Origin of the sequence: Streptomyces sp. ISL-94 (assembly GCF_018614075.1) — a bacterium.
GTDB lineage: Bacteria > Actinomycetota > Actinomycetes > Streptomycetales > Streptomycetaceae > Streptomyces.
On sequence record NZ_JAGGOZ010000065.1, the window covers coordinates 1 to 21,399 of the forward strand.

The following is a 21,399-nucleotide window of genomic DNA, read 5'->3' on the forward strand; positions in this document are numbered from 1 at the left end:
TTCAGGCGCAGCACACTAGGCCCGTACTTCGCAGGTCACCCGTTAGGAACGCCTCAACTCAAGATCGTTGGCCGATCTCGGCCGCGTTGGCCCAGCCGTGACAGACCGCACGGCGTCAACTATCCGATGGCGACCGATCGCGACCGGTTGATCTTCACGATCGGGTGACCTGCGAAGTCCGGGACTAGGGTGGGCCGGGACCGGACGCACGAGGGGCAGGGCAACGGTGCGTGGAGATCGAGCTGCGCCAGAGGCGGGAGAGTGATCTGGGCGTCTCCTGGGAGCAGTTGACGTCCCCCTCACGCTCGCTCCGCTGAGGACGCCTGGCCACGGGCTTCGGGGCCGGATTCCCAACGGACCTCGCCCTCTTGGAGGTACGGGGTCGGCCGCAGCCCGCAGGCGGCGGTGACCGCCGCCGAGGCGGTGTGGTCCGGATCGGCCCGCGCCCCGGCCGGCGTGAGGGGCCGGATGGGGTGCCGCGACTCCACGGTCCGCCCTGCCCGGTGGCGTCCCCCGTTGTGCCCCGTGCGTCCATCGGGCGAGTGTCCCCGGGGGAGGCGGCGGGGCCAGTGGATTTCGGGGGGCGTCAGCGAGGGGGTTCCACCTCCAGGAAGCGGCGCCGGCGGGGGCCGCGGTAGAGGAGGCACACCCAGCCGAGGCGTTCCAGCGCGGCCGCGCAGGCCGTCAGCCGCTCCTGTTCCTCCTCGGCCGCGCCGCCGCCCCGGGGGCCGACCCAGGTCACCTCCGCGCGCCCCGGATCCGGGGCGGCGCTCACGCGGTAGCCCGTCCGCACGGGCAGGCCCTGCGCGTCCACCGCCGAGGGCGTCATCCCCGACGCCTCCAGTACGAGGGCCACCGCGCGCGGCAACTGCCGTACCTCCCACGGGGCGGGAACCGCAGCCCCCGCCGGGCCGTTGACCAGACGGCGGATCTGCAGCAGCCCCTCGTACGCCGTGCGCAGCTCCGCCGCGCGCCCGGCATCCGGCGGCGCGGCCGGACCTTCGCCGGTCGCCGCCTCGAAGCCCTGCCCGGACACCGACATCACCCACCGCCCCGACCGTCTGAGTACCTTGTGCCCAACGGCCTGAGTATCCGCCCCGATTCCCCGCCGCGCCGCCGCTGGTCGAATGAGGCCATGACCTCCGCGACCGAGACCCCCCGCTTCCGCATGCAGCACGTGACCACCGCCGGTTCGGCCCTCGCCGTGGCCCTGGTCCCGCTCGTGGTCGGCGTCCTGCTCGCCAAGGCCCTGGCCGCAGACCCGATGACCCCGGTCAACGCCCTGATCGCGGGCGGCGGACAGCGCGCCTCCCTGCCGCGGGGCGAGTGGCGCCGGCGCGGCCACAGCACACTGCGCCGGCTGCGCACCGCCCGCCGCGACACGGCCCGCCGGTGCGCTCACGCCTGCGGCCGCCGCCCCTGAGACGGCCCCGCCCCCTGCGCGCGCAGCCACGCCCCGGCCGCCCGCGGGGACCGCAGCCGGACCACCCGCAGCGGTGCGAACTTCGGATCGGCGGCCCGGCGTCCGATCTCCGCCCGCCGCGGCCCGTACCGCGTCCACGCCCACCACACCGGGTGGTCGGCCCGCAGCCACTCGCGCCAGGCCTCCCTGTTCCCGCCGAACAGCCGCTCGCGCAGCAGGCTCCGGCGCAGCGAGCGGAGCACCACGCGCCGCATGACCACGTGCCGCGGATGGTCCAGCCAGACGACGGTGTCGGCCCGTTCCCACAGCAGGTCCCGGACGGCCGGGTAGCCGAGCGAGTCGAAGATCCACCGCTCGGTACCGGCCAGCCGCGCCGTGTCCTCGGCGAAGGTCGGGCTGACGGCCCACCCCGGACCGGCGAAGTGCAGCGCGTCCAGCTCGTGGAACGGCAGGTCGAGCCGCTCACCCAGAGCCCGGGCCAGGGTGGACTTCCCCGCTCCGCTGATCCCGACCACCAGTACGCGTCGCATCCGGGCACGGTATCCACCGGGCCAGGGCCTGCGCCGTCGGCAGGACCCCGTCCATCGGGCCCCGGTGCACCGCGGTCGCCGCCCGCTCGACCGCCGGCAGCGTGCCGATCCGTACCGCGCCGCCCAGATACCCAGCCTCGCATCGGAGCAGAGCGGAGCGGGTGGGGCGGTGCAGCGCGGTGCGGTCAGCGGCCGTACTGGCGCAGGCACAGGTCCACGATCGACGGCGGAACCGCGCCCCCGGCGGCCGCGCACAGCTCGTCCACACCCGGTGGCGGGGCCGGCTGCCGGCGCGGGTGGGGAGAGGCGGGCTTGGCCGCGCGCGGGCGGCGGGTGGTCGCCGCCGGCTTCGCGGGCCGGGCGGCGGGAGCCCGGCCGGCCTTGGCCGGGGGCCGTGCGGGGGACGGCTCCTGGTGCGGGTCCGCCTCGGGATCGGTGCCGCCCGCCACGGACGCCCCCGGCAGCTTCCCCAAGGGCAGCGGCTCCGGCACGTCCGGCGCGGCCACGGGCGGTACGGAACCCCGTACGGGAACGGGTACCGGAACCGGAGCCGCATCCTGCGGGCCGACGGAGACGCAGCCGGCGCTCGTGAGGAGCGCGAGGAGGGAGAGGGGCACGGCCCGGCGTAACAGCATCCGACCACCTTGCCGTACGGCCGGGCCGGCACCGTCCTCCGCCTCACGCGTCCGGGTGACGGCGCCCGGAGCGGAATCGATTCGCCGCCGGAGCCTGGACGGTGGGTAGTCCTGGATCCACCGGTATGGGAGGGTCACCGGAGCGGCGGTACCAGTGCCCGGGGAGGCGCGACCCCCGGCACCGCGTGCCGCCGTGTCCTGCCCGCCGATCTGCCCGTACGGAGTACCGATCCATGACCGCTGCTGCCGCGCCCGGCAACCCCGCGCCCCGTCCGGAACCCGAGCCCACCTCCGCTACCGGGGCCGGCCCCGAGTCCCTGTCACGCGTACCGGGCGCCAGACCCGGGCGAGGTTCCGCCTCCGGGTCCCATTCCGCACCCGGTGCAGCCTCCGCACCTGGGGCAGCCTCCGCACCTGGGCCCGGCTCCCGCCCGGGTACGGAGTCGGGCCCCGCCTGGAAGGGCTGGGCGGCCGTGTGCGCCGTCGCGCTCGGGATCTTCTGCCTGATCACCTCCGAGCTGCTGCCCGTCGGGCTGCTCACCCCCGTCGGGGCCGACCTCCGCGTGTCCGACGGGACCGCCGGGCTCATGGTCACCGTGCCCGGGCTGGTCGCCGGCTTCTGCGCGCCGCTCGTGACCGTCGGCGCCGGCCGCCTCGACCGGCGGCTCGTGCTCTGCGTACTCATCGCCCTGATGGCCGCCGCCAACCTCGCCGCCGCCTTCGCGCCGAACTTCGCCGTCGTCCTGGCCGCCCGCCTGCTCGTCGGAATCAGTGTCGGCGGGTTCTGGGCCATCGCCGGCGGGCTCGCCGTCCGGCTGGTCCCCGAGCGCCACGTCGGCCGGGCGACCGCGCTCGTCTTCGGCGGTGTCCCGACCGCCTCGGTGCTCGGTGTCCCGGTCGGCACCCTGCTCGGCGAACTCGGCGGCTGGCGCAGTGCCTTCGCGGCGGTCGGCGCCCTCGGCCTCCTCACGCTGACCGCGCTGCTCCTCCTGCTGCCCCCGCTGCCGCCGACCCGGCACATCGCCTTCCCGGAACTCCCCGCCCTGCTGCGCGAGAACCGCGCGGTGCGCGCCGGAGTGATCGTCACCTTCCTCTTGGTGACCGGGCAGTTCGCCGCCTACACCTTCGTACGGCCCATCCTGCAGGACGTCTCCGGCATCGACGCCGCGTACGTGAGCACCCTGCTGCTCGGCTACGGCGCCGCCGGGGTCGCGGGCAACTTCCTGGCCGGCGCGCGTGATCCGTACCGGACGCTGCTCGCCGTCAGCGCCTGCCTCGCCGTGATCCTCGGCCTGATCGCCGTCCTTCCGGGAGCGGTCGCCGGGACCGTCCTGCTGCTCGCCTGGGGGCTCGTGTACGGAGGGGTCTCGGTGAGCCTCCAGAGCTGGATGATCACCGCGGCGCCGGCCGCCGCCGAGGCCGCGTCCTCGCTGATGGTGGCCATGTTCAACCTGGCCATAGCCGCGGGCGCGCTGTTCGGCGGCCTCGCGGTCGACGGCATCTCCGCGCCCGCCGCCCCGCTCGGCGGAGCGGCCCTGATGCTCCTGGCGTCGGTCACGGTCTGGGTCACGTCCGTCCGCCGCCGGCCCGGTGACCTCAAGTGATCAGCGGGCAGAGAGCGGATGGACGAGGGCAGATCGGACATCAGGCTTGACCCGGCCCAGCCCGGAGGGGAAGAGTGCGCCGGTCGAGAACCACCGCTTGAGCCGCACTTCGGAGATACCCCAGATGCTTGTGTCCGTCCGCTCATTGCCCGAACCGGGGCTCGCTCCGGCCACGACCGGCGGTTCCCCCACATTCGGCGGTACGCCCGGCCGCGCTCCCGGCGGAGCCGCCGCACGCGCCGTGACGGTCCCGGCTGCCCGGCGGCGCGGGGCCTGACCGGCCGGGTGGGGGCCGGCACCGCACCGCCGCGCCGGCCCCCGACCCAGCCGGGGAGACACATGTCCCACGACTCCGATGAGAGCGGGATCGTCCCCGACGACCGCCTGTTCATACGCCCGTACGTGGCCCCCTCGGGCCGGCCGCACCAGGAGACGGCGACCGGCCCCGCATGGCCGCAGAGCGGGCCTGTCGCCTACCCCGGTCCGCCGCCGGACCGGGAGCCTCCGCGCGCGGCCGGCCACAGGGCCGCTGCTGCCGCAGCGGGTGCCGGTGCTGGTGCCGGCGACCTCGGTCGTCCTGCAAGAGGGCGCGGCCGGCGCCGGATCTCGCCCGCTGCCGTCGTCGTCCTGACGGTGCTCGCCGCGGCCGGGGTCCTGGTGTTCCTGCTGAACGGCTCTGATCCGCAGCCGCCGCCCCGGAACGAGCGGCCGCCCGACCTGTCCGTACCCGCGCTCCCGGCGCGCAGCCCGGACGGCGCGACCTCGGCCCCGGCCGCGGCCCGGTCGGCCGCGCCGGGGTCTTCGGCAGCCTCCGGACCGGCCGCGAGCCAGAGCGCGAAGCCGACGCCCTCGCCGAGCGCCTCGACCGCGCGGCCGACACCCGGCGCGGGTGGGACGCTGCGCCCGGGGGACCGCGGCCCCGAAGTGAGCGACCTCCAGGCACGGCTCTTCGGGCAGGGGTTCACGTACGTCTCCGTCACCGGCGTGTACGACGGCCAGACCCGGCGCGGTGTGGCCCAGCTCCAGAGCGACCGGGGCATCACGGGCGACCCGAAGGGTGTCTACGGCCCGGCCACACGGGCGGCGTTCGGCTGAGCCCCGGGGCTCCGGGGCTCCGGAGTCCCGGAGTCCCGGAGTCCCGGATGCCCGGATGCCCGGATGCCCGGATCCCGGAGTCGGGCGCGGTTTCACTGCTCCGGCTTCCGCGGGCCGAGCTGCTCCACCAACTCGGCCAGATCCTCGCAAACCTGTTCGATCTGCAGCCGGATGTTGTTCTGCTCGGTGACGAGCGCCGCCAGCAGCAGCCCGGTCAGGGCCGCGGCTCCGTTGAGGGCCTGGAGGTTGACCATGATCTCGAAGAGGGTGTGGTGGGCGAAGGGCCCGGCGCGGTCCCTGGCCGCCGAGTTGGCCAGGACGGAGACGAGCAGGGCGCACGGCGCGCTCCCGGCCAGCTGGAAGCGCACCGCCGCCCAGATGAGGAGGGGGAAGACGAGGAAGAGCAGGGAGAGGGAGCTGCGGGTGCCCACGAGCGTGACGGCGACGGCGGTGACCAGCAGCGCCGCCGACTCGCCCACGTGGTAGGTCTCCCGGGGCAGGCGGACCTTGCGCAGGACGAGCAGGAGCGGGGTCACCACGAGCACGCCCATCGCGTCTCCGGCCCACCAGGCCGACCACGTCGACCAGAATCCCGGCATCGCCAGGTCACCGGTGAGGATCAGGACCCAGGTCCCGGCGGTCGAGCTGATCAGCATCGGCACCAGGCCGCCGAGGAAGACCAGCGCCAGCCCGTCCCGCAGCCGGTCCAGCTCGACGCGGAAGCCGACCCGGCGGAGCATCAGGTACGCGCACACCGGGGCGAGGGTGTTCCCCGCGATGATCCCCCAGTCGGGGAGGAGGTCGAACGTACTGATGCCCTCGATGAAGAAGTACGTGCCCAGGGCGATCCCCGGCCAGATCCGGACGCCCCGCCAGAGGAGCGCCGCGAGGGCGATGCCCGTGGGCGGCCACAGGGGCGTGACCATCGCGCCCTCGACGACCACCCGCTGCAGCAGGCCGATCCGGCCGCCCGCGTAGTAGGCGACGGCGACGGCGAGGATCCACAGAACAGCTTCGGGGAGACGTCGCCATTCCTCGTTGCGCACCACAGCATCAGACAACAGTCCCCGCGCCCCGGCGGCCGTGACACGCGCTAAGGGGGGTCAGGGGCTCGCCGCGTCGTGGCGGAGGACGAGCACGGCGGCGTCGTCGGCATGGCCGGTGGAATCGGCCACCTTCATCACCTCGGCGGCGATCTCGCCGGGATCGGCGCCCGCCGCCTCCTTGACGACGTGGGCGACCCGCTCCAGCCCCACCTCGATCGGGAACGCCGGCCCTTCGACCACCCCGTCGGTGAGCAGGACGATCGCGCCCGCCTTGGTCAGCCGGCGCCGGGTCACGGCGTATCCCGCCCCGGGCAGCATGCCCAGGGGCAGCCCGCCGTCGTCGTCGGTGATGCCGTACTCGCCGTCCACCGTGGCCCAGACCGAGGGGACGTGCCCCGCCCGGGCGCTCTCGAACTCCCAGGTCTCGGGGTCGAAGCGCAGCAGGGTGCAGGTGGCGAAGAGTTCGCCGTCCGTCGACAGGAGGACGTCATTGGTCCGGCTCAGGACCTCGCCGGGGTCTTCGACGACGGAGGCCACCGCGCGCAGGCCGATCCGGACCTGCCCCATGAAGGCGGCCGCCTCGACATCGTGCCCCTCCACGTCGCCGATGGAGAACGCGAGCGCACCGTCGGGCAGCCGGAAGCCGTCGTACCAGTCACCGCCGATGTCCAGGCCGTCCCGGGCAGGGGCATACCGGGCCGCGCCTCGCAGCCCCGGCAGGACGGGCAGCGAGGCGGGCAGCATCGCGCGCTGCAGCACCTCGGCGAGCCGCACCCGCGCCTGCTGCAGTTCCGCCCCTTCCCGGGCCTGGGCGGTGAGCCGGCCCAGCCTGGACAGGAGGTCGGCGCTCGCGGCCCGCGGATGACGATGCGGGCTCATGGGCCACTCCTTCCGCCAGCGAAAGGCCCGTGCTCATCATATTTGCGGTCGGCGCGGTGCGCTCAGGCAGCGGCCGCCCGGCGTCGGACCCAGGTACGGCACAGGCGTCAGCGGCCGCCGGAGACCCGCAGGACGGCTCCCGTCGTGTACGAGGCCTCCGGGGACAGCAGCCAGGTGATCGCCCCGGCCACCTCCTCGGGCTGCCCGGGCCGCCCGAGCGGGATTCCGGCTGCGGCCCGCGCCGGCCGGCCGGGATCGCCCATCGCCGCGTGCATGTCGGTGTCGATGATGCCGGGGGCCACGGCGTTGACCCGGATTCCGTCCGGGCCGAGCTCCTTGGACAGGCCGATGGTCAGGGCGTCGGCGGCGGCCTTGGTCGCGGCGTAGTGGACGTAGTCCCCGGGGCTGCCGAGGGTCGCGGCGGCCGAGGAGACGTTGACGATCGCGCCGCCGCCCGCCGCGGCCATGTCCTGGGCGGCCCGGCGGCAGCACAGCAGGTACCCGAGGAGGTTGACCTCGACCACGCGCCGCAGGTCCTCGGTCCGGGCGTCCGCGAGCCGGCCCAGCGGGCCGGTCACCCCGGCGTTGTTGACCAGCCCCGTCACCGTACCGAGTTCGGCGCCGGCGATGTCGAACAGCCGCTCGACCCCGCACTCCTCTGAGGTGTCCCCGCGTACCGTCACACAGCGGGCCCCGGTCGCCCGTATCGGTCGGCGATCCCCTGGGCGGCGGCCTCGTCGTGGACGTAGCCCAGCGCCAGGTCATGCCCGTCGGCGGCGAGCCGCAGGCAGGTCGCGGCGCCGATACCCCTGCTGCCTCCGGTGACGACGGTGACCGGACGACGTGACATGTGAGCCTCCCGTACGAGCTGAGCCGTGCTGTCGCGGCACGGCGCGGCAGGCTAACACCTCACCGAACGGGCCGCAGCGGCGCGCCGGGACAGCAGCGCCCTGCCGACGCGCCACCAGAAGTGCGGGCTTTCCAGGGCTGCGGGGTGGCGGCGCATGTTGACCACGTCGAGGAAGCGCTCGTTGACCCAGGCGTCCGTTACGGAGGCCTCGCCCATCCGGTCGGAGAGGGCCTTGGCGAGCCGGTAGCCGGTCGGGTAGGGGCCGGTCACGTGGGGCTGGGCGAGGTCCGCGAGGGTGGAGACCTTCCACGCCGCGTCGACGACGACCCTCACGTGCTCGAAGTAGCCGACGGCCGGGGCCGTGAGGTCGGCGCCCCTGCGGAGGTGGGCGGCGAGGCAGGAGGCGTGGAGGAAGGCCGAGGTCATCCCCTGGCCGTAGACGGGGTTGAAGGAGGCGACGGCGTCCCCCACGACGAACAGGCCGCCGGGCAGCCGCTCGGTCCGCGACCAGTTGCGCCGCATGGAGTGCGCCATCGTGTACGTCTCGACCTCGGCGAGCAGCTCGCACCGGCGGGCGACGACGCCGAAGGGCTCGGCTTCCATCTCGCGCATGCGCTGGAGGAAGGCGTTGCGGTCGCGGGTGAGGCGCCGGTCGGCGTAGGCGGCGATGACCACCATCCAGCGGTCGCCCTCGACGGCTGCCATGGCGCCGGTGTCGGGCTGCCGGTCGACGGTGGCCGCGGCGAGGGGCAGCTGGTGCGCGACGCGCACGCCGGGCAGTTCGGTACCGCGGCGGAAGAGTCCGGTGGCGTAGCCGAGGTCGATCCTCATGCGGTCGACGGGCGGCTCGGGCCAGCCGCCGTCCCGCAGCCAGGAGGTCAGCCGGCTGGAGCGGCCCATGGCGTCGACGACGGCGTCGACCGGAAGGCAGGACTCCGGCCCGCCGTCGGCTCCTTGGTGGAGTACGCCGGTCACGCGCCCGCCCTCGAAGCGCAGGCCGCAGGCCCGGGCCGCCACCACCGTCACCTGCTCATCGGCGAGCGTCCGACGGCGGATGCGCTGCTCCAGGAGGCGGCGCGTGGTCCCGATGAGCTCGTTGCCGGGGACGGCGACCTTGCGCGTGCCGCCCGCGAACAGCTGGATCTCGTCCCCTGAACCCAACACCGCCCCATGGCCCACCAACTCGTCCGTCAGGCCCGGGAACCAGCGCTCCGCCTGCGTACGCCCCATGTCGAGCAGCGCATGCAGCTGCCCGCTCTGCGGCACCCCCTTGCGGGCGTCCCCGCCATCCCCGTCTTCCGCTCTGCCGCCCAAGCCGTCCGGCTCGAGGAGCGTCACCCTGACTCCGAAACTCCGTAACGCCCGAACAGCGGCGAGGCCCGCGACACTTCCCCCAAGGACCGCAACGTGCTGCATGTGGTGTCTCCCCTTCCCCGGCGCCTCGAGCGAGGCTTCCCGTCAGCACCCTAAGGCCGCCCCCGGCAGCGGGAAGTCCCTACCTCCGGTCCCAGCCGGCCGGACCCCCGCGCCGCGGCGCGCGCACGCGGTGGTGCACCCTGCGGGGCACGGGCCGCCCTGCCCGGGACGGGCCGGCATCCACGCCGTTGCGGACGTGCTCCGGCGCCGACCCCGGCTGCCCGTTCTGCCCCGCGGCGACGACGAGCGCCGCGATGCCGACGATGAGCAGCCAGGGCGGGAGCGCCTCGACCAGTACGGGGATCATGGCGAGGGCCAGCGCCACACCCCGGCCGGCCGCGTGCCGAGACCACCGCCCGCCGGCGGAAGCGATCCGGGCCTTCGTCTTCTTCGACTGGTTCGTCTTGTCCGTCATCCTTGTCACCGGTTCCAGCCCCTCGTCCGGGTGATTCTGTCGATGTCTCACCAGGAGACCAGCGCCCGGGCCGGCGCACAGGGCTCACAGAGGGGGCTCACGAATCGGAGCGAAGGCTCATGCCAACTCACGTTCACTATCATGGAGTTCGGGATACGCCTGACGCTGAGGGTAGGAGACTCCGATGGCGGAGCGACCAAAGCACGTGGTGAACCACCGGCTGGTCGAGGTGATAGAGGAATCCGGGATCAGCCACAAACGGCTGGCCTTCCGACTGAATGAGATCTGCCGTTCCGAGGGCATCACGACCGAGTACACCCATACGTCCGTGGCCAACTGGTGCCGCAGGGGCATGCAGCCCAAGTGGCCGGTGCCGCAGCACATAGGCACTGTGCTCACCGAGGTGCTCGGGAGGCCGGTGAGCGTCGCGGACATCGGAATGGAGGGGGCCCGTCCCGATCAGTCGGCGGGACTCACCTTCCCGAGAGATCAACAGCAGGCGGTCGACGAAGCGACCTCGTATTGGAGCATGGTGAACCGACGGAACTTCCTGGCCGCAGCGCCGTTCGTGGCCTCCGCGTTCTCGGAGCCCGTGACCCGGTGGCTGGTCAGCCCCACCGAGCCGGTGCCGGCCTCGTCTACGACGACGACCATCGGCCGTACGCACATCGAGGAACTCCGGGCGGCCGCCGACGCGGCACGGGCCTGGGACTCGCGGTTCGGCGGTGCGGCATGGAAGTCCCAGTCGCTGACCGAGTACCTCTACGAGCGGGTCACACCGCTCCTGCGCGCCCGCTACTCCGAGCAGGACGGACGCGAACTCTTCTCCGTGACGGCCGAGATGGCCCGGCTGGCCGGATGGACGGCCTTCGACGCCGGCCAGCACCAGAAGGCGCAGCGGCACTACATCCAGGCGCTGCGGATGGCCAAGGCAGGCGGTGACATCCACCTGGGCGCGTACATCCTCACCACCATGGCGATGCAGGCGATGATGCGCGGCTTCTCCTCGCAGGCCATCGACATGGCGCAGGGTGCCTACGAGCGGGTCCCGGCCGCGGATCCCCGGGTACTGGGCTTCGCCAAACTGATCGAGGCCAGGGCGCACGCGAGGGAAGGCGATGCCCGTGCGGCGTCCGCCTGCCTGGCCGCGTCGGAGCGGCTGCTGGAGCGGGGAGAGGCGGAAGGCTCGGGGGAGCGCGCCTGGATCGACTTCTTCACCCGCCAGCGGGTCATCACCGACGCCACCGAGATCTTCCGCGATCTCGGACGCCCCAAGTCCACCTTCGCCTGGCACGCGCTGGGCGAGATGCCCGGTGACGCGTTCGCCCGGTCCCGGGGGATCCGCCTGTCCGTCCTGGCCACGGCCCATGCGCAGCAGGGAGAGCTGGAAGCCGGCCTGACCCTCGGCCGGGAGGCGCTCCAGCTGTTCTCCCGCCTCCAGACGGTCCGGGGCATCGACTACATCAGGATCTTCACGAACGCGCTGCACCCCTGGCGGCACGAACCGCAGGTCACCGAGTACATGCACCAGGTACGGACCCTGGCGGCGAGCCTCGCGGCGGCGTGAGCCCGAGAGCCACTCCGCCGGCCCGCTCGGGCAGGATGGGACCGTGGAGATGACGGAACTGGCGGCGCGGGCCCGCGCGCTGGCCGGCGCGGGCGGGCGGGACGACCGCGGCGACAGGGGCGGTCGGCGGATCCTCGGGATCGCCGGGCCGCCCGGGGCAGGCAAGTCGACGCTTGCCGGGAGGCTGGCCGAGGCGCTGGGGCCGGAGCTGGCGGTGGTGGTGCCCATGGACGGGTTCCACCTCGCCGGGGCCGAACTCGCGCGCCTGGGGCGGGCCGGCCGCAAGGGCGCCCCCGACACCTTCGACGCACGGGGCTACACGGCCCTGCTGCGCCGCCTGCGCGAACCGGGCGACGGCACGGTCTACGCACCGGCCTTCGACCGCTCGATCGAGGAGCCGATCGCGGGGAGCATCCCCGTCGGGCCCGCCGTGGCCCTGGTGATCACCGAGGGGAACTACCTGCTCCACGACGCGGGGGAATGGGCGCGGGTGCGGCCCCTGCTCGACGAGGCGTGGTACCTCGCCCCCGCCGACACCCTGCGGGTCCGACGCCTGATCGACCGCCACGTGCGCCACGGCAAGGACCCCGCACGCGCCCGTGCCTGGGTGGTCCGCTCGGACGAGTCCAACGCCCGCCTGATCGCCCCCGGCCGCGATCGGGCGGACCTGGTCATCGGCTGGTGAAGGCCAGGATGTCGCCGACCGCCTCGCGCAGGCTTCCGAAATGGCGGTGCACACCGTCCACCGCGACGGGCGCGTTGACCCCCCACACCGTCATCCCGGCCCGCAGCCCGGCCTGCACGCCGGACGGGGCGTCCTCGATCACCAGGCAGTCCTGCGGGTCGGCGCCGAGTCGCGCGGCGGCCTGCAGGTAGGGAACGGGCGACGGCTTGCCCTCCTCTGCCGCGGCCGCGTCCACCAGGACCTCGGGGACCGGGAGACCGGTACGGGCGAAGCGGCCGCGCACCCGGTGCCCGTAGTTCGAGGTCACCAGGGCCCAGGCCCCCGGCCGAAGGGCGGCCAGCAGTTCCGAGGCGCCGTCGAAGGCACCGTAGACACCGGACCGGACGTCCTCGTCCTCCAGCTCGTGCAGTGCGGCCAGACACTCCCGCGGATCCCGGTCCGGTGCGACCTGCGCGAAGGTCTCGACCGGCCTGGTCCGCAGCGCGACGCGGTACACCTCGTCGGGGTCCAGCCCGTAGCGCTCCGCCCACGCACCCCACACCCGGCGCTGGTTGTCGATGGCATCGATCAAGGTGCCGTCGACATCGAACAGGACATACCGCTTCGGTTCCTCGATCATGTCCCGATCATGTCATCAGCCCTCGCGGGCCTCGCGGGCCTCGCGGGCCTCGCGGGCCTCGCGGGCCTCGCGGGCCTCGCGGGCCGGTTGCAGCCGGATCCGGCTGGGTTCCCAAGACGACGGATGTGTCCGTACAGGCTCCTCCTCCCCGCCCGCCGCGCTTCTCGGGACGGGCGCCGCCCACATGGTGGGATGGGAACCAGGGGAGGGTCCACCAGCTCACGGAGAGGTCGGGAACATGGCCGAGGCCACCATGCGGGCGATGGCGTACGAGACGTACGGCGGGACGGAGGTGCTCTCCGAGATGCGGCTGCCGGTCCCGAAGGTCGGACCGGGCGAAGTCCTCGTCCGGGTGAAGTGCGCCGCGGTCAATCCCGTCGACTGGAAGATCATGGCAGGCGGCCTCGACAGCATGATGGACGCCTTCTACCCGGTGGTCCCGGGCTGGGACATGGCCGGCACCGTCGAGCGCGTCGGGCTGGACGTACCCGAGTACGCCGAGGGCGACGAGGTCATGGCCTACGCCCGCAAGGACCACGTGCGCGGCGGTACCTTCGCCGAGTTCGTCACCGTGTCCGTCAGCGCCCTCGCGCACAAGCCCGCCTCCCTCAACTGGGCGGAAGCCGCCGGGCTGCCGCTCGCCGGGCTCACCGCCTACCAGCTGCTCACCCGCCTCGGCACCGGGAAGGACGACACGGTGCTGATCCACGGCGCGGCCGGCGGCGTCGGCTCGATGGGCGTGCAGATCGCCCGCGCGCTCGGGGCACGGGTCATCGGCACCGCCTCGCCGCGCAACCACGACCGGGTGCGGGAGCTCGGCGCCGAGCCCGTTGCGTACGGGGACGGACTCGCCGAGCGGGTGCTCGCCCTCGCCCCCGACGGGGTGACCGTCGCCGCGGACTTCGTCGGCGGTGTCGTCGACGTCACCCGCAAGGTTCTGCACGACGACGGCCGGCACGCCTCCATCACCGATCCCACCGTGCTCGGTGCGGGCGGGCAGTGGATGTGGGTCCGCCCCGTCGGCAGCGACCTCGCCGAACTGGGCCGGCTCGCCGACGCCGGGCAGCTGAAGGTGCCGGTCGCCCAGATCTTCCCGCTCGCCGAGCTGGCGGCGGCCTTCGAACTGAGCCAGGGCGGGCACACCGCCGGAAAGATCGTCATCGAGGTCTGAGGCGCAGCGTGCGGGAAGGGTTCCGGTCCGGCGGCAGCCGGTGCGTCACCCGGCGGCTGCCGGGCTCAGGTCCGGGACCTCGCCGCAGGCCGCCCAGGTGACCTCGACGCCCGGCAGGCCGCGCGACCACGGCGCGGCCAGGGCGGCCAGGCGGGTCGCGTCCGGCGGAGCGGTGCCGAGGCCGATCGCGTACCGGGCCCGGGCCGGGGCCGTGTCGAAGGGGTGCGGCCAGGCGTGCGCGTCCGTGACGCCCGCCTCCTCCAAGGCGCCGAGCAGCGCCCGCAGCCGGCCGCGGGCCCGGCCCAGGGCTTCCTCGAACTCCCGCTCCCCGGGCGCCCGTACGGTCACCACCGCCCAGGCCGCGTGCCGCCGGTGCAGCGGTGGCACGGCCAGGGCGGCACCGAAGTCGCCTGGATCCGCGTCCAGCAGCTCCCAGGCTTGGTACAGCTCCCTCGCGAGCAGGTCGCGCAGGGCCGGCCCCACCTGGACCGTGCAGCTGCGGACCGGCTCGGAGGGGGTGAGCACCGTCACCGGGTCCGGCCCCGGAGTCCCGGGGGTCAGACCCACCGGGTCCCGCCAGTCCCAGGCCGCCCAGGTCCCGAAGAATGCCAGGCGCAGCGCGGCGGGGGAGAGGTCGCAGGCCCCGCGCACCGTGCGTGCGGCCAGCACGGCCCAGGCCAGCCCCGGCAGCCCGCCGAACGGCGCCGAGTCCAGACCCCGGGCCCGGGCCCAGGCCTTGACCTCCCGCGCCAGACGGGCGAAGGCGGCGTACTCCGGGCCCTGCGCCGTGCCCTGCTCCCCGCCTTGCTCCCCGCCTTGCTCCCCGCCCTGCGCCGAGCCCCCGTCCGCGTCCCGGTCCGCGTCCCGCTCCCCGCCCGCGAAGCCCCGTACGGCATCCGCGTCGCTCACCGCGCTCAGCGCGATGGCGGCGGCCTCGCCCAGCTCCGCCCGCCGAGCCACCGCCTGTACCGGGTCCAGCGCGCCGGTGGCGACGACGACCAGGTCCACATCCAGTCCGGCCGCCCGGAACCGCAGCCCCGGCACCCGCGCACCCGCCACCTCGCGCAGGCGTACGGCGTCCGGGAATGCGGCCGCCACCCGGTCCCGTACCCCGGCGATACCGGCCGCGCCCGGGAGCGCCGCCACCAGGTCGAGGTCCGCACCCGGAAGCGCACAGCCCATGCGGCGGGATCCGGCCACGTGCACCACCCCCTCGGCCAGCGCGTCGGTGATCCGCGCGGTGACCGACTCAGCGGCGCCGGGCGGCTCGATGCCGTCCCCCGGCGCGGGCTCCGGCAGCCACCGCACCCGGCCCGTGCCCAGTTCCACCACCGCGCGCGTCCGCATCGGGCCGTTCCCGCGCCGCGACAGCACGGCCAGCTCCCCGACCCCGGCGACCATCTGCGCACGGTCCGGCCCGCCGCCGAGCCGGGCGGTGAACTCGGCGACCGCCCGCTGCGGATCCCGGCTGCGCCCCAGCGCCAGGTGCGGGGTGTAGCCCTCGGCGCGCCCCCGGCACCCCGGGAACCGCCGGGTCAGCGCCCGCCGCAGCTCCTGCCACGGTGCGTCACCGGCCGCCGCCGGATCCAGCCAGAGGGTGGCGTCCTCGCGGTGGCCGAAGCTGTACACCCCCTCCAGCCGCGCGGTGAACGGCGCCGTCGCCGAGGCCACTTCGGCCAGCAGCGGCACGGCCGCCTCGAACGAGGACTCGGGGACGAAGCCGAACAGCAGGTTCACGTGCGCGGGCCGGCGGTCGGCCTGCGGGTCGTGCTCCCGCCTCAACTCCTCGACGGCATCCGGGAGCCGCGGCGGCAGCCAGGCCACCGCGGTGCGCGCCGTCGCCGGTGTGCCGAGCCGCGCGGGCGGCCTGCCGCTCCCCTCCCCGAAGTCCAGCGTCGCCTCCACCCCGTAGTGGTCGGAGATGAACAACCCTTCCGGGCCCGGCGCGTTCCCGCGCAGCGCCGCCGCCGTCACCCGAGCCTCGGAGGGCCCCAGCAGGATCCGGTCCAGCCGCGCGGCCCGCCCCGACAGGGAGCCCACCGCGGCCAGCGGATTGGCCACCGGATCGAAGGTGGGCGTATCGTCCGCCGGCCCGTGTACGTCGCTCCAGGCGTCCCGCATCCCCAGGGCGCCCGTGGGCCCTTCGGCCCCGGGCCGACCGTCGTTGAAGTCGCCGAGCAGCGCCACCCCGGCCCCGATCCCGCCCAACCCCTCGGCGAGTCGGGCCAGTTCGGCCCGTCGGCGCACCTCTCCGCCGTCGGTGTGATCACTCGTCAGGTGGGTGGCGGCGACGACCAGAGGTCCCGCCACGGTGTCCACCCTCACCGCGGTGACCGCCTTGTGCGGGCCGAGCACGTGCAGCCCGGCCTCCCGCACCGGCAGCCGGCTCAGGACCAGCAGCCCGCAGTCGGTGACGTCCGGGCCGCCCGGATCCGTGCCGACCGTGTACCCGGCCCGCACCCACGGCGCCGCCAGCAGCATGGACAGCAGCGCGGGCTCGACCTCCTGGAGCGCGATGACATCGGCATCGGCGGCGGCCAGTTCGGCCAGCAGGAGCGGCCTGCGCCGGGCGGTGGCGATCCGCGGGGCGTCGTAGCGGTCCCAGAGCGTGTTCCACGTCAGCAGCCGGACGGTGGCGGGGACCTCCGCGCCGCCGGGCCCGAGCGCCGGCGTAGGCCGCCAGGCGCCGCCGCCCGCCGGATCCCAGGCGTGCGGGGTCCGGGCGGTGAAGAACGGCGCCCGCAGCAGGCGGGGCTCGCGCACCCGCCCCGCCTCGGTGACGTCGATCCGGTCCACTCCCGTGGCCCGGTCCCACACCAGCTCGCCGTCCGCCTCGACGAACAGCACCCGGTGCCAGGGGATGTCCCCGCCGGGCACGAAGGAAGGCAGCGGGACCCGCTTGGGGGCGGCCCCGCGCTGGAGCAGGCCGAGCACGAACCGCGCCGGATCGAACCGCGGGTCCCAGCGGACCTGGTGGTAGAGCTCCTCACTGGTACGCATCGGAATCAGAACTCCCCGCCCGCCGTGCCCGGACCGCCCTGGCTGTCCAGAATCCCCGCCGTGTCCTCCACGCTGCCGCCCGCCCCCATGTACCAGGTCCGGTGTGCCTGACCCGGATACGGCGGACTGAACCGGTGCAGTTGTCCGGTCAGCACCGGGGCCGGCACGGGATGCGCCCGCACCGCGTTGCGCCGCAGCAGCTCCGCCTCCTCGACCAGCACCACCACCTGGGTGACCAGCGCGTCACGGCGCCGTGCGACCGAACCGGCCAGGCCGCGCTGCTGCTCGGTGAGGGAGGTGGCGTCCCACACCACGGTGCCGCCGGCGGCCAGGGCGGTGTCCAGCCGGTCCAGGCCCTCGCGCAGGACGTCCGCGTTGGCCCGCTGGTCCGCGCGGGACCCCCGGGCGGACCGCAGATCGTCCAGACTCACGTAGGCCGACACGCCGGGCAGGCTCCGCGCGAAGGTGCTCTTGCCGCTGCCGGAGGGCCCGCACAGCTGCACCAGCCGGGGGAACCCCGCGTCCCGCCACCGCCAGGTCGCCGCCACCGCCTCCTGCGGGGTGGAGATCCCGCCCCGCGCGAAGGCCTCGCGGGCCTCGGCCCAGCAGCGGTCGGCCGCCTCCGGCCCGAGGCCGGCCAGGGCCTCCCGCAATCCGGCGCGCAGGGAACCGAGCGGGTCCGCGCCGAGCAGCCCGGCCTCCTCGGCGCACAGCGCCGACCACTCCACGCACTCCCGCGCCCCGGGGTCGCCGGCCGTCGCCCCGGCGAGCGCGTGCAGCACCCCCAGGTCGGCCGCGACGGCCATCCGTACCAGGCCGGCGCGCCGCTCCGCGTCGGGGAACGGCCGCTGGAGCGACGGGTACAGCCCGACCAGGTCGGCCACCCGCCGCGCGAGGGGCATCCCGGCCGGGCCCGCCGCCAGCCGCGCCGCGAGGCGGGCGCGTGGCACGCGGCGCAGCATCGCGGCCAGTACACCGGCCAGGCGTGCCTCGCCGGTCCGGCCCAACCCGTCGATCCGGGCGGTCACTTCACCGACCTCGGCCACTGTCGCGGCTGCGGCTGCGGCTGCGGCTCCCGCTTCGGCCCCGGCCCCGGCCTCGGAGCCGATCTCGGTTCCGGCCGCGATGTCGGCCCCGGCCCTGACCCCGAGGGCGGCCGACAGCCCCGCCACATCGGGTTCCGCGCCCGACCGCACCCCCCACAGCGGGGCCTGGGGCCCCAGCCCGTTGGGCACGACCTGCGCGTACATCCAGTGCGTATCGGTCTGTACGTGCCCGCCCCGCACCCACTTGGCCACGCACCGCCCGAAGTCCGCACGCGCGAAGCCGCCCACGGTGCGTACGACGTACCCCTCCTGGCGCGTGGTGTCGAGGCGCAGCCTGCGCAGCGCCCGCTCGTCGAAGACACCCCGCCACAGGACACGCGGGCTGGGCACCCCGAGGCCCCGCAGGAACGGCACGGTTCGGTCCCAGTCGAGGCACTGGTCGCCGTCCCACACCGAGAATCCGTAGAACCAGCTGTCCAGGTCCTCGTACGGAAGGGAGTGGCGGGCGTAGAGGTTCTCCCCGCACACCCGCCAGCCGGCCGGGATGCCCGCGCCGATCCGCCCCTGCAACCCCTTGACCCAGGCCCGCGACGGGTGGTGCCCCGAGTCGAGCGAACGGGCGTGCAGTCCGTCGGCGTACAGGGTGGTGTTCTCCCCGTCGAGTTTTTCGGTGACCACCACCTCCCGCCCGGCCAGCCCCTCGAGCCCGGCAGCGGCCCGGACGTCATCCCGACCCACCCCGGGTGACCAGGGCAGATGAGGGGTCCGGGGATAGTGGGTGCGCATGATCCGCTCCTGGCCGACGATGGGGTCCTCGTCACTGTAGGTATCCGGAGCGGCCTCATCCACCCAATAACGCGGGGGCCTAACGGCACAGGGCCAGGATGGACGGCGACACCGTGCCGCGCCCGGCCTCGCACAGGGACCTCATGTCGTCGTACGCAGGTTCCGGCACGGGGCGGGGCTTGATCTTCGCCGGGGCCTTGGCCTTGGCCTTGGCCTTGGCCTTGGCCTTCGCTTTGGCCTTCGGCTTCCCGGGCGTCCGCCTGTGGGGTTTCGGCGGGGCGTAGGGCCGGGCGTGCCCGGCCCTACGCGGGGCCCGAGGCGCGGCGGGGGCCGCAGGACGCTCCGGCACCGCCGCCGGTTCCGCCGGTTCGGCCGCTTCGACCGGCTCCACCGATACGGGTGCCACCGGCAGCCGCCCCAACGGCCAGGCCGGCGGCGTCGGTTGCCGGGGCTCCGTCCGGGCCGCCGCGGGCCCCAGCCGTGCGGAATCCGGCGGGGCGGCGGGGGTCACGGTCACGCATCCGGTGGCCATCGCGAGTGCGGCAAGGGTCAGGGGCAGGGCCCGGCGCAGCTGCATCCGCCCACCCTGCCGTACCCGGGCCGCCGGAGTCGCGCCCCTGTCACGCGGACGGGTGACTCCCGGGGCGGGGGAGTGACTCCGGGCGCCTCCGCCCGTGCGTCGCCGGCCGGAGCGGCGAGGCCGCCGAGGCAGACGACCGCCGCGCCGCCGACGAGACCCGGCACGGTCCCCCGCCTTCCGGCGTCCGTCGCGGCGTCCGTCCCGGTGCCCGTGCCCGTGCCCGTGCTCGTGTCCGTACGGGAAGCGCGTCTCACGTCCGGGTCTCTCCTCGGGCGGCCGGTGACGTGGTCGGACCGGCGGGTTTCACGCCGCCGGTCCGCCCCCGGACCGTAGCAAGATCTACATAACCAGGTAATAAAGAGGTATAGGGGTCGCAAAACGAAGGCATTGGGTCCGGGCCCGGGGTCGCCGTAACCAGCGGGCCGCGCCCGCGGTTGCACAGCGCACGGGTCCACCCCCGGTGAACGGAGTTCCGATGCCGCAGCTGACCGACAAGGCCGTCCCCGAGAAGACCCTGTCCGGCGAGCCCGCGGCTGATCCGCCCCGGTCCGGCGAATCCCTGGCCGGTAGCCGGACCACAGCCGTCAGCGGCACGCCCTACCGTCGACGGCATGGGATTGCGGTCGCCGCGCTCTTCCACGCGGTCGGCCCGGAGCGCGCCGCGCTGCTGCCGGGCTGGTGCGGGAACTTCCTGCCGGACGCCGCCGGGGTGCGGCGGGCGCTGCCGGGCGTGGAGCGGGCCCTGGGGTTCGGGCCGGGGCGCGGGAGCGGGCGGAGGCGCAGGATTGGCTGGACTACGGGCCTCGCGACGAACGCGCCCTGGACGGGCCGCTGCGCGTCCGGCGGGTCGCCGCGGCGGCGGGGCGGGGGTGTGCGGGGTTGGGAGTTGTTGTTGTTTTGGCTCACTCTTGTGAGTGATAGTGCGTTTTGGTGAGTGTCGTTACGGTTGTGTCCATGAACCTCAAGGAGTGGGCGAAGGCGCAGGGTGTGCACCCGCATACCGCCTATCGCTGGTTCCGTGAGGGGACGTTGCCGGTCCCGGCGGAGCGCGTCGGACCGCGAACAATTCTGGTGAACATCGACGCACATACGTCACCGTCGGTGACGGGTGGTGTGGGCTTGTATGCCCGTGTGTCGTCGCATGACCAGAAGACGGATCTTGAGCGGCAGACGGCCCGGCTTGCCGGGTGGGCTGCGAAGGCCGGTCACCGTGTGGTGCGTGTCGAGTCGGAGATCGGCTCGGGTGTGAACGGCGCCCGTTCCAAGGCGAAGCGTCTGCTGGCCGATCCCGAGGTGACCACGGTCGTGGTCGAGCACAAGGACCGCCTCGGGCGAATGAACATCGAGCTGGTGGAAGCCGCCCTGTCCGCGACAGGCCGTCGCCTGGTGGTTCTCGATGACGGTGAGGTCGAAGACGACCTGGTCCGGGACATGGTTGAGGTGTTGACTTCGTTCTGCGCCCGCCTGTACGGCCGCCGCTGCGCGAAGAACCGGGCGAAGAAAGCTCTTGAGGCGGCTGCCGCCGATGGCTGAGCCGAAGAAGCTGCGGCAGATCGCCCGCGCGTTCGTCGCCGACCCGGCGTCGGGCGTGTGTGTCCGTGACCGTCTCAAGGGTTTCACCGTCCAGGACGAGAAGGTGCTGCGCCTGGTCGGCGCGCATCTCGGATCGTTGGCGTCGAAGGATCTCGCCGTGCGTGTCCGCGACGGCTTGGAGCACTCCACGGATACGTGGGCCGGGCGGAAGCGGGACCTGACTGCCCTGTCGTCGTCGCGCTGGGCGGGCAGTATCACCAAGGCCAGCCACGACCAGTGGGCGTTGTCCCGTCGGGCTCAGTACGCCCACCTGCAATCCCTCGACGCCGGTATCAAGACGATCGCGCACCGGCTGTCTCTCCCGATCGGGGAGAAGGGAAGCAAGCGGGCCCCGGGCGGCTACCGGTCCAAGTGGGAGTGGTTCCAGAAAACGCGCCGCCTGCATGTTCTTGAGGACCGGCTTGAGGCTGTCAGGGCCGACCGGGAAGCCGGGCGTGTCCGTGTGGTGCGGGGCGGCCG

General features: G+C 74.4%; 19 protein-coding genes and 2 pseudogenes. 8 read left to right on the top strand and 13 right to left on the bottom strand.

Going from position 1 to position 21,399, the window contains the following annotated elements; all coding sequences use genetic code 11:
- Window positions 1–586: 586 nt before the first annotated feature.
- A complete protein-coding gene (locus tag J7E94_RS20680; protein WP_215017541.1) occupies window positions 587–1,042 on the bottom strand; it encodes a hypothetical protein in 456 nt (151 codons plus the stop codon).
- 93 nt (window positions 1,043–1,135) lie between these two features.
- On the opposite strand from J7E94_RS20680, the gene J7E94_RS20685 reads away from it, so the two are divergent.
- The gene (locus J7E94_RS20685; RefSeq protein WP_215017543.1) at window positions 1,136–1,423 is read left to right on the top strand and encodes a hypothetical protein; all 288 of its coding nucleotides are present in this window, start codon (window positions 1,136–1,138) and stop codon (window positions 1,421–1,423) included.
- On the opposite strand, the gene J7E94_RS20690 is transcribed toward J7E94_RS20685, so the two are convergent.
- A complete protein-coding gene (locus J7E94_RS20690) occupies window positions 1,399–1,953 on the bottom strand; it encodes an adenylate kinase (protein ID WP_215017545.1) in 555 nt (184 codons plus the stop codon). The two genes, J7E94_RS20685 and J7E94_RS20690, sit on opposite strands and share 25 nt — an antisense overlap.
- Window positions 1,954–2,138: 185 nt before the next feature.
- Complete coding sequence (locus J7E94_RS20695; protein WP_215017547.1) at window positions 2,139–2,588, bottom strand: hypothetical protein; 450 nt, start codon at window positions 2,586–2,588, stop codon at window positions 2,139–2,141.
- Between the two features lie 473 nt (window positions 2,589–3,061).
- On the opposite strand from J7E94_RS20695, the gene J7E94_RS20700 reads away from it, so the two are divergent.
- The gene (locus tag J7E94_RS20700) at window positions 3,062–4,192 is read left to right on the top strand and encodes an MFS transporter (RefSeq protein ID WP_308345397.1); all 1,131 of its coding nucleotides are present in this window, start codon (window positions 3,062–3,064) and stop codon (window positions 4,190–4,192) included.
- 339 nt (window positions 4,193–4,531) lie between these two features.
- The gene (locus J7E94_RS20705; protein ID WP_215017549.1) at window positions 4,532–5,287 is read left to right on the top strand and encodes a peptidoglycan-binding protein; all 756 of its coding nucleotides are present in this window, start codon (window positions 4,532–4,534) and stop codon (window positions 5,285–5,287) included.
- Window positions 5,288–5,379: 92 nt separating this feature from the next.
- On the opposite strand, the gene J7E94_RS20710 is transcribed toward J7E94_RS20705, so the two are convergent.
- From J7E94_RS20710 to J7E94_RS20730, 5 genes and pseudogenes are all read right to left on the bottom strand, one after another.
- Entirely contained in the window at window positions 5,380–6,336 is a 957-nt protein-coding gene (locus J7E94_RS20710) for an MASE1 domain-containing protein (protein WP_215017551.1), read from the bottom strand.
- 54 nt (window positions 6,337–6,390) lie between these two features.
- On the bottom strand, window positions 6,391–7,212 hold the full coding sequence (locus tag J7E94_RS20715; RefSeq protein ID WP_215017552.1) for a PP2C family protein-serine/threonine phosphatase: 822 nt from the start codon (window positions 7,210–7,212) through the stop codon (window positions 6,391–6,393).
- 107 nt (window positions 7,213–7,319) lie between these two features.
- A pseudogene (locus J7E94_RS20720) lies at window positions 7,320–8,062 on the bottom strand (SDR family oxidoreductase).
- Between the two features lie 51 nt (window positions 8,063–8,113).
- On the bottom strand, window positions 8,114–9,400 hold the full coding sequence (locus J7E94_RS20725) for a hypothetical protein (protein ID WP_308345398.1): 1,287 nt from the start codon (window positions 9,398–9,400) through the stop codon (window positions 8,114–8,116).
- A gap of 157 nt (window positions 9,401–9,557) precedes the next feature.
- Window positions 9,558–9,893, bottom strand: a complete 336-nt coding sequence (locus tag J7E94_RS20730) for a hypothetical protein (protein WP_215017556.1) — start codon at window positions 9,891–9,893, stop codon at window positions 9,558–9,560.
- A 184-nt stretch (window positions 9,894–10,077) separates the two neighbouring features.
- Between J7E94_RS20730 and J7E94_RS20735 the strand changes: the two genes are divergently transcribed.
- Together J7E94_RS20735 and J7E94_RS20740 are read left to right on the top strand one after the other, a co-directional pair.
- The gene (locus J7E94_RS20735) at window positions 10,078–11,460 is read left to right on the top strand and encodes a sporulation protein (protein ID WP_215017558.1); all 1,383 of its coding nucleotides are present in this window, start codon (window positions 10,078–10,080) and stop codon (window positions 11,458–11,460) included.
- Between the two features lie 49 nt (window positions 11,461–11,509).
- Window positions 11,510–12,145 carry a nucleoside/nucleotide kinase family protein gene (locus J7E94_RS20740; protein ID WP_215017653.1) on the top strand — a complete coding sequence of 212 codons (636 nt, stop codon included), beginning with the start codon at window positions 11,510–11,512 and terminating at the stop codon, window positions 12,143–12,145.
- Here J7E94_RS20740 and J7E94_RS20745 read toward each other — a convergent pair.
- Entirely contained in the window at window positions 12,132–12,764 is a 633-nt protein-coding gene (locus J7E94_RS20745) for an HAD-IA family hydrolase (RefSeq protein WP_215017560.1), read from the bottom strand. The two genes, J7E94_RS20740 and J7E94_RS20745, sit on opposite strands and share 14 nt — an antisense overlap.
- Window positions 12,765–12,779: 15 nt before the next feature.
- Window positions 12,780–12,950 carry a hypothetical protein gene (locus tag J7E94_RS20750; protein ID WP_215017562.1) on the bottom strand — a complete coding sequence of 57 codons (171 nt, stop codon included), beginning with the start codon at window positions 12,948–12,950 and terminating at the stop codon, window positions 12,780–12,782.
- Window positions 12,951–13,017: 67 nt separating this feature from the next.
- Between J7E94_RS20750 and J7E94_RS20755 the strand changes: the two genes are divergently transcribed.
- Entirely contained in the window at window positions 13,018–13,935 is a 918-nt protein-coding gene (locus tag J7E94_RS20755) for an NADP-dependent oxidoreductase (protein ID WP_215017655.1), read from the top strand.
- Window positions 13,936–13,980: 45 nt separating this feature from the next.
- On the opposite strand, the gene J7E94_RS20760 is transcribed toward J7E94_RS20755, so the two are convergent.
- The 3 genes from J7E94_RS20760 to J7E94_RS20770 all read right to left on the bottom strand — a co-directional run bounded on the left by J7E94_RS20760 (window position 13,981) and on the right by J7E94_RS20770 (window position 19,344).
- Window positions 13,981–16,935, bottom strand: a complete 2,955-nt coding sequence (locus J7E94_RS20760; protein ID WP_215017563.1) for a poly(A) polymerase — start codon at window positions 16,933–16,935, stop codon at window positions 13,981–13,983.
- 5 nt (window positions 16,936–16,940) lie between these two features.
- Window positions 16,941–18,767 (bottom strand): RNA ligase family protein, encoded by a 1,827-nt coding sequence (locus tag J7E94_RS20765; RefSeq protein ID WP_215017566.1) that lies wholly within the window; start codon window positions 18,765–18,767, stop codon window positions 16,941–16,943.
- 79 nt (window positions 18,768–18,846) lie between these two features.
- A complete protein-coding gene (locus J7E94_RS20770; protein WP_215017568.1) occupies window positions 18,847–19,344 on the bottom strand; it encodes a hypothetical protein in 498 nt (165 codons plus the stop codon).
- A 957-nt stretch (window positions 19,345–20,301) separates the two neighbouring features.
- Here J7E94_RS20770 and J7E94_RS20775 point away from each other — a divergent pair.
- Window positions 20,302–20,880, top strand: a complete 579-nt coding sequence (locus tag J7E94_RS20775) for an IS607 family transposase (protein ID WP_215017570.1) — start codon at window positions 20,302–20,304, stop codon at window positions 20,878–20,880.
- A pseudogene (locus J7E94_RS34770) lies at window positions 20,873–21,399 on the top strand (IS200/IS605 family accessory protein TnpB-related protein); the annotation flags it as partial. The gene J7E94_RS20775 and the pseudogene J7E94_RS34770, both read left to right, overlap by 8 nt.